At 66.0% G+C, this 11,689-nt stretch carries 13 protein-coding genes; 5 read left to right on the plus strand and 8 right to left on the minus strand.

The genetic code is table 11. The features are described from left to right. The first annotated feature begins 78 nt into the window (after nt 1-78). The 3 genes from rsgA to asd are packed head-to-tail and all read left to right on the plus strand — an operon-like array spanning nt 79 to nt 2,873. Nucleotides 79-1,113: a small ribosomal subunit biogenesis GTPase RsgA gene (gene rsgA / locus ACT7B3_RS12695; protein WP_445158175.1), complete on the plus strand. Its 1,035-nt coding sequence runs from the start codon at nt 79-81 to the stop codon at nt 1,111-1,113. Nucleotides 1,114-1,150: 37 nt separating this feature from the next. After that, a complete protein-coding gene (locus ACT7B3_RS12700) occupies nt 1,151-1,981 on the plus strand; it encodes a sulfurtransferase (RefSeq protein ID WP_445158176.1) in 831 nt (276 codons plus the stop codon). A 31-nt stretch (nt 1,982-2,012) separates the two neighbouring features. Then, nucleotides 2,013-2,873 carry an archaetidylserine decarboxylase gene (asd, locus tag ACT7B3_RS12705; protein ID WP_445158177.1) on the plus strand — a complete coding sequence of 287 codons (861 nt, stop codon included), beginning with the start codon at nt 2,013-2,015 and terminating at the stop codon, nt 2,871-2,873. Nucleotides 2,874-2,879: 6 nt separating this feature from the next. Here the strand turns inward: asd and epmA are convergent, their stop codons facing one another. Both epmA and efp read right to left on the minus strand, forming a co-directional pair. Continuing rightward, nucleotides 2,880-3,866: an EF-P lysine aminoacylase EpmA gene (gene epmA / locus ACT7B3_RS12710; protein WP_445158178.1), complete on the minus strand. Its 987-nt coding sequence runs from the start codon at nt 3,864-3,866 to the stop codon at nt 2,880-2,882. Between the two features lie 183 nt (nt 3,867-4,049). Then, entirely contained in the window at nt 4,050-4,616 is a 567-nt protein-coding gene (efp, locus tag ACT7B3_RS12715; protein ID WP_149327530.1) for an elongation factor P, read from the minus strand. Between the two features lie 102 nt (nt 4,617-4,718). Here efp and epmB point away from each other — a divergent pair, with 102 nt between their 5' ends. Further along, a complete protein-coding gene (gene epmB, locus ACT7B3_RS12720) occupies nt 4,719-5,765 on the plus strand; it encodes an EF-P beta-lysylation protein EpmB (RefSeq protein ID WP_445158179.1) in 1,047 nt (348 codons plus the stop codon). A 141-nt stretch (nt 5,766-5,906) separates the two neighbouring features. Here the strand turns inward: epmB and leuA are convergent, their stop codons facing one another. From leuA to ACT7B3_RS12745, 5 genes are all read right to left on the minus strand, one after another. Next, nucleotides 5,907-7,622 carry a 2-isopropylmalate synthase gene (gene leuA / locus ACT7B3_RS12725; RefSeq protein ID WP_445158180.1) on the minus strand — a complete coding sequence of 572 codons (1,716 nt, stop codon included), beginning with the start codon at nt 7,620-7,622 and terminating at the stop codon, nt 5,907-5,909. 40 nt (nt 7,623-7,662) lie between these two features. Next, the gene (locus ACT7B3_RS12730; protein ID WP_445158181.1) at nt 7,663-7,809 is read right to left on the minus strand and encodes a hypothetical protein; all 147 of its coding nucleotides are present in this window, start codon (nt 7,807-7,809) and stop codon (nt 7,663-7,665) included. Nucleotides 7,810-7,954: 145 nt separating this feature from the next. After that, complete coding sequence (locus ACT7B3_RS12735; RefSeq protein ID WP_445158182.1) at nt 7,955-8,296, minus strand: protealysin inhibitor emfourin; 342 nt, start codon at nt 8,294-8,296, stop codon at nt 7,955-7,957. After that, on the minus strand, nt 8,293-9,336 hold the full coding sequence (locus tag ACT7B3_RS12740; RefSeq protein WP_445158183.1) for a M4 family metallopeptidase: 1,044 nt from the start codon (nt 9,334-9,336) through the stop codon (nt 8,293-8,295). The genes ACT7B3_RS12735 and ACT7B3_RS12740 overlap by 4 nt, the downstream gene beginning before the upstream one ends. 64 nt (nt 9,337-9,400) lie before the next feature. Beyond that, nucleotides 9,401-10,231, minus strand: coding sequence for an ion transporter (locus tag ACT7B3_RS12745; RefSeq protein WP_444677112.1), 831 nt, complete (start codon nt 10,229-10,231; stop codon nt 9,401-9,403). Between the two features lie 252 nt (nt 10,232-10,483). Between ACT7B3_RS12745 and ACT7B3_RS12750 the strand changes: the two genes are divergently transcribed. Beyond that, a complete protein-coding gene (locus ACT7B3_RS12750) occupies nt 10,484-11,338 on the plus strand; it encodes an SDR family oxidoreductase (RefSeq protein WP_445158184.1) in 855 nt (284 codons plus the stop codon). A gap of 79 nt (nt 11,339-11,417) precedes the next feature. Here ACT7B3_RS12750 and ACT7B3_RS12755 read toward each other — a convergent pair whose 3' ends face one another. Continuing rightward, entirely contained in the window at nt 11,418-11,678 is a 261-nt protein-coding gene (locus ACT7B3_RS12755; protein ID WP_086511902.1) for a TIGR02647 family protein, read from the minus strand. Nucleotides 11,679-11,689 lie beyond the last annotated feature (11 nt).

An 11,689-nucleotide genomic window follows, 5' to 3' on the forward strand; every position in this document is an offset into this window, starting at 1 on the left:
CCAGAGTTGAAGGGCGCGGCAGGACAGCTCGGGCCACGCTGAGTACAATGCCCTCATTGTAACGATCTTCGGGCGCCCATGAGCAAACGCAAGTTGAGCCGCCAGCAGCGCTGGCGCATCGAGAAGATACAGGCCGAACGGGCCAAGCGCGCCGAGCAGCTCGACGCCAAGGACTCGCAGAAGCTCGCCGCCGGTGAGTACGGCCCCGAGCGGTCCGGCCGAGTCATCGCCCATTTCGGTCGTACCCTCGACGTGCAGGGGGACGGCCATGGGCCGACGGTGCGCTGCCACCTGCGCGCCAACCTCGAAGGGCTGGTGACCGGCGACCGGGTCGTGTGGCGTGCCGCCGAGGACGCCGAGGGCAACGTCAGCGAGGGCGTGGTGGTGGCGCGCAGCGAGCGCCAGAACGTGCTGGAGCGCCCCGACGCCCGCGGCCAGCTGAAGCCGGTGGCGGCCAACATCGACCAGATCCTGATCGTCTTCGCCGTTGAGCCGGCGCCGCACCCCAACCTGATCGACCGCTACCTGGTAGCGGCGGAGGCCACCGGCATCGCACCGGTGCTGGTGCTCAACAAGATCGACCTGCTGCCCGACAGCGGCGGCGAGCTGCGCGCCCTGCTGGCACGCTACGAGGCGCTCGGCTACCCGGTGGTAACCTCGACGACGGCAGGCGAAGCGGGGCTCGACGCCCTGCTGGACCGCCTGTCCGGACGCACCTCGGTGTTCGTCGGCCAGAGCGGCGTGGGCAAGTCATCGCTGATCGACCGGCTGCTGCCGGATGAGTCGCTGCGTATCGGTGCGCTGTCGAAGGACTCGCGCAAGGGCACCCACACCACTACCACGGCGCGCCTCTACCGGCTGCCGACGGCCGACGACGCCGAGCTGATCGACTCGCCCGGCATCCGCGAATTCGGCCTCGTGCATCTGGACGAACGCCAGGTCGCCGAAGGCTTCATCGAGTTTCGCGACTTCCTCGGCCGCTGCCGCTTTCGCGACTGCAGCCACCGCCACGAGCCCGGCTGCGCCCTGCTCGAGGCCGTGGAACGCGGCGACATTCATCCCCAGCGTTTTGCCAGCTATCGCCATATCGTCGATAGTCTCAACGAGACCTGATTCGGCCGCATCGCGACCATGAGATAAGGAGAGCGCCATGAGTTCCGAAGAGAATCTGCTGCCGCTGATCGTCGAACCGGAGCAGCTCGCCGAGCATCTGGACGATCCCCAGCTGTTGCTCGTCGACGTGCCGCTGAGGTCGGAGAGCTACGACGAGGGCCACGTGCCCGGCGCCGTATTCCTCGATTTTCGCCGCCTGATGCGCGGCGAGGGCGAGGTGCCCAACGAGGTGCCGAGCCCCGAGGCGCTGTCGCGGCTGTTCTCGTCGCTGGGCCTGACCCGCGATACCCACGTGGTGGCCTATGACGACGAGGGCGGCGGCTGGGCCGGACGCCTGCTGTGGACCCTGGAGCTGATCGGGCATACCCGTTATTCCTACCTCAACGGCGGCATCCACGCCTGGCGCCAGGCCGGCCAGCCCGTCTCCCATGAGCCGAGCGCACCCACGCCCAGCGAGTACGAGGCCGAAATTCTCCATCCCGAAGTCGCCATCGACCGGCTGGAGCTGCAGGAGCGGCTGGGTGAAAAGGGCTTTGCGGTATGGGATGCCCGCTCTCCGGCGGAGTATCGCGGCGAGAAGGGCGAGAACCGACAGCTCGGGCACATTCCCGGCGCGGTCAACATGGAGTGGACCGAGGCCATGGACAAGGAGCGTGCGCTGCGCATTCGCGACTACGCCGAGCTGATCACCGAACTCGAGGCGCTGGGGCTCACCCCGGACATGGAAGTGGTCACTCACTGCCAGAGTCACCACCGCAGCGGCTTCACCTGGCTGGTGGGCAAGGCGCTGGGCTTCGAGAAGATACGCGGCTACGCCGGCTCCTGGAAGGAGTGGGGCAACCGCGACGATACGCCGGTCGAGAAGTAAATACCGCTTTCATTGCCAGGAATTCCAAACCTTGTCTCTCGCCAAGTTCTTCGCCCTGATCCAGTATCCGATTCCCCATCACCTGCTCTCGCGGCTGGTGGGCTGCCTAGCCGAAACCCGCGTGGCCTGGCTCAAGAATGCGCTGATCCGCGCCTTCATCAAGGTGTTCAAGGTCGACATGGGCGAGGCCGCCGAGCCGGATCCCACCGCCTATGCCACCTTCAACGACTTCTTCACCCGTGAGCTGAAGCCGGACGCCCGCCCCCTGGGCGAGGGCCTGCTGTGCCCCGCCGACGGCAACCTGTCCCAGTTCGGCCCCGTCGAGGCCGACAAGCTGCTGCAGGCCAAGGGGCACCGCTTCTCGATGATCGACCTGCTGGGCGGCGACGCCGAGGCAGCCAAGCGCTACAGCGGCGGCAGCTATGCCAACGTCTACCTCTCGCCCAAGGATTACCATCGCGTGCACATGCCGCTGGCCGGCACCCTGACCGAGATGGTCTACGTGCCGGGGCGGCTGTTCTCGGTCAACGCCGCCACCACCGACCACGTGCCCAACCTGTTCGCCCGCAACGAGCGCCTGGTGTGCCACTTCGATACCGAGCACGGCCCCATGGCCGTGGTGCTGGTCGGCGCCATGATCGTGGCCGCCATCGAGACGGTGTGGGCCGGCCAGGTCACGCCGCTCTCGGGCCAGGTGCAGCGCATCCGCTTCGACCAGCCGGTCCACCTGGAGCGCGGCGCGGAGATGGGCCGCTTCAAGCTCGGCTCCACGGTGGTGCTGGCCTTCGGTGGCAAGGTCGATTTCGACGCCGCGCTGGCCCCCAAGACCAAGGTCAGCATGGGTCAGTCGCTGGGTGGCTTCCCGCAGCGCAATACGCCCGACTTCGTATAGTCACCTTCAGCAGCGTGGGGTGGCGAAGGCCATCACCTCCGCCACGCTCGTTTTCCCTAGCGCCAGCTGAATCAACCGGTCGATGCCCAGCGCCACGCCGCTGCCGGCCGGCATGCCGTGCTCCAGCGCGGCCAGCAGTTGCCGATCGATGTCCACTTCGGGCAGGCCCAGCTGTCGCCGGGCGGCGTTGTCCTCGGAAAAACGCTCACGCTGCTCGTCGGCATCGGTGAGCTCGTCGTAGCCGTTGGCGAGCTCCAGCCCGGCAAGATAGACCTCGAAGCGCGAGGCGACCCACTCGCCGTCCTCCGGGTCGCGGTGGCGCCGCGCCAGGGCCGCCTGGCTCGCCGGGTAGTCCACCACCACGTCGATTCCCTCGCGCCCCAGGGTGGGTTCGATGACCAGGCTCATCAGCAGGTCGAGGCAGTCGTCGCGGGCGGCATCGCCCATGTCGAGCCCACCGCGCTGGCCGGCCAATTGCCGCAGCTCACCGAGCTCGACGCCGAAGGGGTCGAGCTCCAGCGCCTCGCGGAACAACTCGCGGTAACGCCGGCGGCGCAGCGACCCTGCCTCCCTTCCCAGTGCTGTACCGAGCACCTGGCGTATCAGCGCCACGGTCTCCTCGATCAGCTCGTCGAGAGAGAAGCCCGGGCGATACCACTCCAGCATGGTGAACTCGATGTTGTGGCGCCCGCCCACCTCACCGTCGCGAAAGCTGCGCGCCAGCTGGAAGATCGGCCCGCTACCTGCGGCCAACAGCCGCTTCATGTGGAACTCAGGCGACGTCTGCAGCCACAGCCGCTCGCGCCCTGCCGGCGTGGTCGCCGCCAGCGACAGCGAGGCCAGGTGCACGTCGGTGCTGCCGCCGTGCCCTAGCACCGGCGTCTCCACCTCCAGCACACCGCGCGCAGCGAAGAACCCCCGCACCTCGGCCAGCAGCCGCGCCCGCTCACACAGCGTCTCGATACTCGCCGTGGGGCGCCAGTCGGTTGCCATGACACGGTCTCCACAATGATGAAGGCCACGCCGGAATAGCGTGGCCTACGTTGAACCGCGGCTTGGCCGGCGACAGGTCTATGAGAGGGCGCTGTAAATACATCCCTGTACGCTATTTTTGCCATCCATGGCAAAAAACCCTCTCTACGACCTGTCCCCTACGCCGCTCGTGCTCCAGTAAAATCAGGCGCGGGAGACGTATTCACCAGAGCGTGTATCGACTTTCAGCACTTCGCCCTGGTTGATGAACAGCGGCACCCGCACCACGGCGCCGGAAGAGAGCGTGGCCGGCTTGGAGCCGCCCTGGGCGGTATCGCCCTTCAGGCCCGGGTCGGTCTCGACCACTTCCAGCTCGATGAAGTTGGGCGGCGTAACGCTGATGGCGTTGTCGTTCCACAGCGTCACGGTGTAGACCACCTGCTCCTTGAGCCACTTGATGGTGTCGCCCAGCGCCTTCTTCTCCACTGCGTACTGTTCGAAGGAGCCGTCGGTCTTCATGAAGTGCCACATATCGCCGTCGGTGTAGAGATACTCCATTTCCAGGTCTACCACGTCGGCGCCTTCCAGGCTCTCGCCCGACTTGAAGGTACGCTCCCACACGCGGCCGGTGATCAGGTTGCGCAGCTTCACGCGGTTGAACGCCTGCCCCTTGCCCGGCTTGACGAATTCGTTCTCGACGATCGCGCAGGGATCGCCGTCCAGCATCACCTTCAGACCGCCCTTGAATTCGTTGGTAGAATAGCTAGCCATGTTGCCTCTCGAATGATCGGGCGCGCCGCGGTAGGCTCCGGACGCGCAACGTACCGTACGACGAGGAATCGAACCCTCGCCCCATTGTGACTGGTGTGCCGCATGATAACCCGAAGCTCCGCCCTTTTGCAGAGACCGGAAACGCCGGGCGCTGACGTGACGCCCTTGACGCTGCAGAGCGCCTGGCAGAACCAGCTGTCGCAGGCGATTCGCGACCCGCGCGAGCTATGCCGGCGCCTGGGGCTGGACGACACCTGGCTGCCCGGCGCCGAGGGCGGTCACGCGCTGTTCGAGGTGCGCGTGCCCGAGGCGTTCCTGGCGCGCATGCGCCCCGGCGATCCCCACGACCCTCTGGTGCGCCAGGTGCTGCCGCTAAGCGCCGAGGGCGAGAGCGTCCCCGGCTACGTGGCCGATCCGCTGCAAGAGGCCGCGCACACGCCGGGGCCGGGGCTGATTCACAAGTACGCCGGCCGCGTGCTGCTGATTGCGAGCCCCGCCTGCGCGGTGAACTGCCGCTACTGCTTCCGCCGTCACTTCCCCTACGACGCCAACAGTCCCTCTCGCGCGCAGTGGGAGGGCTCGCTGGACACGCTGCGCAGCGACCCGAGCATTCGGGAGGCGATCCTCTCCGGCGGTGACCCGCTGGCCGCCAGCGACCGCCAGCTGGCCTGGCTCGTCGAACGCCTCGAGGCGATTCCCCATCTCGAGCGCCTGCGCCTTCACACCCGCCTGCCGGTGGTGATCCCGGACCGCGTCGACGATGCCCTGCTCGACTGGCTCGGCAACACCCGGCTGCAGAAGGTGATGGTGCTGCACATCAACCATGCCCAGGAGATCGACCAGGCGGTAGTCGAGGCCTGCGCACGGCTGAAGGCGGCCGGGGTTACCCTGCTCAATCAGAGCGTGCTGCTGCGCGGCGTCAACGACTCGGTCGCAGCGCTGGCCGGGCTCTCGGAGCGGCTGTTCGAGGCCGGCGTACTGCCTTACTACCTGCACGTGCTCGACTCGGTGGCGGGCGCGGCCCACTTCGACGTGCCCGACGAAGAGGCCCGCGAACTGGTCGCGGGCCTGCGGACGGTACTGCCCGGCTTCCTGCTGCCGCGCCTGGTCAGGGAGATCCCCGGCGAGGCAAGCAAGACGCCGCTGTAGCCGACAACCACGGCACAAGCAGCGTCGGGGACAGGTCGGAGAGGAGGTCTTTTTCCAGGGAAGGAAAAAGTAGCGCCCAGGGATGGGTTTACAGCGCCTCCTCGTAGACCTGTCGCCGATCAAGCTGCGAGGCCAGGGCGGTTACTTTACGTCTGCCAAGCTCTCCGCCGTTACGTTGGCCGCCGCCGGCTGGGTGGAGACGTGGCGGTTGATGGCGCTCATCACCGCCTTCATCGAGGCGCTGGTGATGCTCTCATCGGTGCCCACGCCGAACACCGCCTTGCCGTCGATGCGCACTTCCACGTAGGCGATCGCCTCGGCGTCGGAGCCCTGGCCGCGGGAGTGCTCGTGGTAATCGATGATCTCCACGTCATGGCCGGCCGCGCCCAGCGCCTTGATGTAGGCTGCCAGCGGGCCGTTGCCCTCGCCGCTGATGGTGCGCCGCTCGCCGTGCTCGTCGATGCTGGCCTCGAGCTTGACCTTGGGGCTATCGGCCTCGGAAGCGAGGCGGTGATTGACCAGCGCATAGGGTGAGGTGCGCGCCAGGTACTCGTCGGCGAAGGCCTGGTAGATCATCTGCGAGGTGATCTCGCGCCCGGTACGGTCGGCCACTTCCTGCACCACCTGGCTGAACTCGATGGAGAGACGGCGCGGCAGCTCGATGCCGTGCTCCTGCTCCAGCAGGTAGGAGACCCCACCCTTGCCCGACTGGCTGTTGACGCGAATCACCGCCTCGTAGCTGCGCCCCACGTCGAGCGGGTCGATGGGCAGGTAGGGTACCTCCCACATGGCCTCCGGATTGGCGCGACGCTCGGCCATGCCCTTCTTGATGGCGTCCTGGTGGGAGCCGGAGAAGGCGGTGAAGACCAGATCGCCCACGTAGGGGTGGCGCGGATGCACGGGCAACTGGTTGCAGTACTCCACCTCACGCATGATCGGCGTGATGTTGGAGAAATCGAGCCCCGGGTGCACGCCCTGGGTGTAGAGGTTCATGGCCAGGGTGACGATATCGACGTTGCCGGTACGCTCGCCGTTGCCGAACAGCGTGCCCTCGACGCGGTCGGCGCCGGCCATCACGGTGAGCTCCGCCGCCGCCACGCCGGTGCCGCGGTCGTTGTGCGGATGCACGCTGACGATCAGGTGATCGCGGTTCTTCACGTTGCGACAGAACCACTCGACCTGATCGGCATAATTGTTGGGCGTGGCCGCCTCCACCGTGGCCGGCAGGTTGACGATCATCGGCTTCTCGGCCGTGGCGCCATAGGCCTCCATCACCGCCTCGACCACCTCCTTGGCGAAGTCCATCTCGGTAGTGGTGAACAGCTCCGGCGAGTACTGGAAGGTCCAGTTGGTTTCCGGTGCCGCCTGCATCAGCTCACGGATCTGGGTGGTGGCGTCCACCGCGATGCCGATGCACTCCTCCTTGCTGACGTTGAACACCACGCGGCGGAATACCGGATCGGTGGCGTTGTAGACGTGCACGATGGCATTCTTGGCGCCCTTGAGCGACTCGAAGGTACGCTCGATCAGGTGCGGACGCGCCTGGGTCAGCACCTGGATGGTGACGTCATCCGGTACCCGGCCGTTCTCGATCAGCGAGCGCACGAAGTCGAAGTCGGTCTGCGAGGCCGAGGGGAAACCCACCTCGATCTGCTTGAAGCCGATTCTCACCAGCAGGTCGAAGAAGCGCTGCTTGCGCTCCTGATCCATGGGATCGATCAACGCCTGGTTGCCGTCGCGCAGGTCAACGCTGCACCACAGCGGCGGGGTTTCGATGCGTCGGTTAGGCCACTGTCGGTCGGGCAGATCGACGGCGACGAAGGGGCGGTACTTGGCGGCGGGGTTGTCGAGCATCATGGCGGTGGTCTCCCTAGCTGGCGGCTCTGATAGGCGGCATTCAGAAACGACGACGCCCCGGCTGCATGGAGCATACCGGGGCGTCGTGGCGATAGACGGAACGGCGCACGCAATCTTTTACCGTCACGGCAAACACGGTCACGGCAAAACGGCGTACGTAGCGGAAAGCAATTCGGTTGGTGGACATCTCGGTACCTCGACTGACCTGGACAAAAACGCGATGCGCAGCGCATCGCCCGACGCTCAAAGGCCGGGTAGTAGTCGTAGGTTCAGGCTGAGGTAGCAAAATGTCGTGTTCATGCCCTCTAGAAAATCAGCCTGCGTGATGCTTGTCAAGGGTCGCCCTCGTTTTTGGCTTCGTCATCGGCCCGCCGCCACCACTCGATCAAAGCCGGCGGTACCGTCTCCTCGGCCACGGTGAGCCCCCAAAGAGTGGTACCGCTGGCATCCTCCACGCTCAGGCAGAAGCGGCGCCGGTCGGCACCGGGCCCCTCTTCCAGCCCCGCTCCGGCCTCTGCACAGGACAGCAGGCGCCAGAGCTCGTCGCGCTGCGCCTCACTGACGCGGGCACAGCGGATGCAGCGTGGGCGCGCCAGCCCGGGGAAATGCGCCACGCCCCCCTCCCGGCGCAGCCAAACCACACTGGCCGGTGTCAGCGGCGGAGGCTGGCTCACGGCGACACCCCCACGCGCCGCCAGCCTTCGCGCACGGCGGTCGCCTCCCGGCTTGCGGCACCATAGCGACGCTCGGCGTTGTCATGGGTCAGCGCGGCGAAGGTGACGAAGTCGCTGTCCTGAGTCAGGCGGCGATCGACGAGGGTGTCGTACCAGATCCGCCCGGCCCGCTCCCAGGCATGACCGCCCAGTGCCATGGCCACGAGATGAAAGGCGTGATTGGGAATGCCCGAGTTGATGTGCACCCCGCCATGATCCGCTTCGGTGACCACGAAAGCTTCCATGTGACCGGGCTGCGGATCGCGTCCCAGCAGCGGATCGTCGTAGGCGGTGCCTGGCCTGGCCATGGAGCGCAGGGCGCGGCCGGCGACCCGCTCGGTGAACAGCCCCTTGCCAATCAGCCAGTCCGCCTGGTCGACGCTCTGCCCCAATTCACGCTGCCGGACCAGACTGCCGAACACGTCGCATAGCGACTCGTTGAGCGCCCCAGACTGCCCCGCATAGGCCAGTGCGGCTTCGTGCTGGATGACGCCGTGGGTCAACTCGTGGGCAATGATGTCCGAGGCGATGGTGAAGCGGTTGAACAGTTCGCCATCGCCGTCACCGAATACCATCTGACGGCCGTCCCAGAAGGCGTTCTCGTAGTCACGACCATAGTGAACCGTGGCGAGCAGCGCCATGCCGGCATCGTCGATTGAGTGTCGCTCGTAGACTTCCCAGAATAGCCGGTAGGTCGCTCCCAGCCCCTGATACGCCTCGTCGACGGCAGGGTCGCCGCTCTCTTCCTGCCCTTCACGCCTCACCAGCCGGCCGGGCAGCACCTGATGCTGCTCGGCGGAGTGGACATAGCGAGCCGACTCGCCGCGCCGGGCGCTGCCCTGCGGCAGGGCAACACTGCCGGCCCGGGCGCGAAAGTGGCTGTCGGCCAGCAGGGTCTGCCGGGCGCACTGCCGCTGATGGATTGAGCCGCTGGTGGCAACGCGCTCAAGCAGATAAGGTGGCAGAAAGCTACGCACCCCCGCGGCTGAATGATCGGTCATCCCTTACTCTCCTTTTGCCACCTGGCTCGGCCATCGAGCCCCTCATTCGAGCATAGCGGAAGCGCTATTTTCCGTGCCGTTCGAGCATCGCCTCCATCCGCGTGAGCTGATCGCGTAACTCCCGCACGTCGTTGCGCAGTCCGTGCAGCTCGGCGGCCTCGCCCTCTCCGCTCTCAAGCTCGATCTGGATGCTCTCCTTCTGCATCACGTCGAGCACGATGCCGATCATCATGTTGAGGAAGATGAAGGCGTTGAGAAAGATAAAGGTGAGGAAGAAGATCCAGGCATAGGGGTAGTACTCCATGGTGGGATAGAGCACCGCCGTGGCCCAGCTCTCGAAGGTGGCGACCTGGAACAGCGTCAGCATGGCCAGCGAGATGTTGCCCCACAGCCGCTCGTCGACGTCGCTGAACAGGAAGCTGCCCACCGCAGCGTAGATGTAGAAGATGATGAACATCAGCAGCGCCACATAGCCCATGCGCGGGATCGACTTGAACAGCGCCGCCATCAGCATGCGCAGCTCGGGGATCATCGACACCAGACGCAGCACGCGGAAGATGCGCAGCAGCCGCGCCAGCAGCACCATCTCCGAGTCGTCCATGGGGATCAGGCTGGCGGTGACGATCAGGAAATCGAAGACGTTCCAGCCCTTCTTGAAGAAGTCCAGCAGGCGCCGCTCCGCCGCCATGCGGATCAGGATCTCCACCAGAAAAAACACCGTGACGGCCACGTCGAGCACCAGCAGCCATTGCTGGAATCGCGAGATCTCCTCGTAGGTTCTCGCTCCGATCAGCAGGGCTGACAGCACGATGATGGCTATCACCGTGAGTTCGAACAATTTGTTGGCACGCAGCCGCTCGAAGCGATTGCGCCAGGTATCGAAGGAAGCGCTCATTAGATTGTCTCGAAGCACTCAATAACAGGAAACGGAAAGGCCGCCTTGCACGGCTTGCCCAGGCGCCTTGGCCAGTGGCGGGCGGCGTGATGGTAGCACGAGCAAACCTCCAGGGGCGCACCCGCAGCAGGCGGCACTAGGTCACCGCTTATTACGACAGCGATACCTTTATTCACGCTCCCTGCCTTGTCCTGCTTCCCCCCTCCTGCCTACTTTCTAGTCATCACGTGCAAAGGAAAAGGAGTCCGGCACATGAGCGATGAGAAGCAACCCCCACAGGAGCAGTCCCACCAGCCCGGCGCCGAGTACAAGATGGATCCGCAGCCGGAGTACATCCGCGACAGCTACCGCGGCGCCGACAAGCTCAAGGACAAGGTGGCGATCATCACCGGCGGCGACAGCGGCATCGGTCGCGCCGTGGCGGTGCACTACGCCCGCGAGGGCGCCGACTGCGTCATCGTGCATCTGGAAGAGGACACCGACGCCCGCGACACCCAGCAACTCGTCGAGGCCGAGGGGCGTCGCTGCCTGGTGCTCAAGGGCGACGTGGGCGAGCCGTCGTTCTGCGACCATATCGTCGACAGGACGCTCGCCGAGTTCGGCAAGCTCAATATCGTGGTACACAACGCCGCCGAGCAGTACGACTGGGACGACATCACCGAGATTCCCCCGGATCAGCTGCAGCGCACTTTCCAGACCAACGTGTTCAGCCACTTCTACCTGACCAAGGCGGCCCTTCCCCACATGCACGAGGGCGACAGCTTCATCTGCACCTCGTCGATCAACGCCTTCAAGGGCAACCCGACGCTGATCGACTACACCGCCACCAAGGGCGCGATCCAGGGCCTGGTGCGCTCGCTGGCGGTGCCACTGGCCGAGAAAGGGATTCGCATCAATTCCGTGGCGCCGGGACCGGTATGGACGCCGCTGATCCCGGCCAGCTTCGACGCCGAGAAGGTTGCCTCCTTCGGCGGCCAGGTGCCGATGAACCGCGCCGGCCAGCCCTCCGAGATGGGGCCGGCCTACGTCTACCTGGCCTGCGAGGAATCCTCCTACATGAGCGGCCAGACGCTGCACCTCAACGGCGGCGTGGTGTTAAATACTTGAGCCCGAGCGCCCGAGCGCCCGACGCACGAAGGCCGCCCATTCGGGCGGCCTTCGTCGTTCTGGGCGGATCGGAGTGAGCTCAGGTGGTCAGCTCGGCAGGATCCAGCAGTCCGGTGAGTTCCTGGGCGTGGTGGGCGGCCTCGCGCCCGCGCGGGGTCAGGTAGCCACCGTCGGCCTGGGTCACCAAGCCCTTCTCATACAGCCGCTCGGCGGCAGCCACGGCGCCGGGAGATGCGCTACCGGCATGCACCTTGAGGCCTGCCTGGGTGGTATCGAGGTTGTACAGGCAGAGCAGGTTCAGCTCGTCCAGCAGCTCGGCGGAGAAATGCGCTTGGGCCATGGCGACCTCCG

It is taken from the genome of Halomonas sp. E14 (assembly GCF_052568415.1).

Coding starts and splice junctions, on each gene's coding strand:
- rsgA (WP_445158175.1), top strand. CDS start 79: ATGAGCAAACGCAAGTTGAGCCGCCAGCAGCGCTGGCGCATCGAGAAG.
- ACT7B3_RS12700 (WP_445158176.1), top strand. CDS start 1,151: ATGAGTTCCGAAGAGAATCTGCTGCCGCTGATCGTCGAACCGGAGCAG.
- epmA (WP_445158178.1), bottom strand. CDS start 3,866: ATGGCAACCGACTGGCGCCCCACGGCGAGTATCGAGACGCTGTGTGAG.
- efp (WP_149327530.1), bottom strand. CDS start 4,616: ATGGCTAGCTATTCTACCAACGAATTCAAGGGCGGTCTGAAGGTGATG.
- epmB (WP_445158179.1), top strand. CDS start 4,719: ATGATAACCCGAAGCTCCGCCCTTTTGCAGAGACCGGAAACGCCGGGC.
- leuA (WP_445158180.1), bottom strand. CDS start 7,622: ATGATGCTCGACAACCCCGCCGCCAAGTACCGCCCCTTCGTCGCCGTC.
- ACT7B3_RS12730 (WP_445158181.1), bottom strand. CDS start 7,809: ATGTCCACCAACCGAATTGCTTTCCGCTACGTACGCCGTTTTGCCGTG.
- ACT7B3_RS12740 (WP_445158183.1), bottom strand. CDS start 9,336: ATGACCGATCATTCAGCCGCGGGGGTGCGTAGCTTTCTGCCACCTTAT.
- ACT7B3_RS12745 (WP_444677112.1), bottom strand. CDS start 10,231: ATGAGCGCTTCCTTCGATACCTGGCGCAATCGCTTCGAGCGGCTGCGT.
- ACT7B3_RS12750 (WP_445158184.1), top strand. CDS start 10,484: ATGAGCGATGAGAAGCAACCCCCACAGGAGCAGTCCCACCAGCCCGGC.
- ACT7B3_RS12755 (WP_086511902.1), bottom strand. CDS start 11,678: ATGGCCCAAGCGCATTTCTCCGCCGAGCTGCTGGACGAGCTGAACCTG.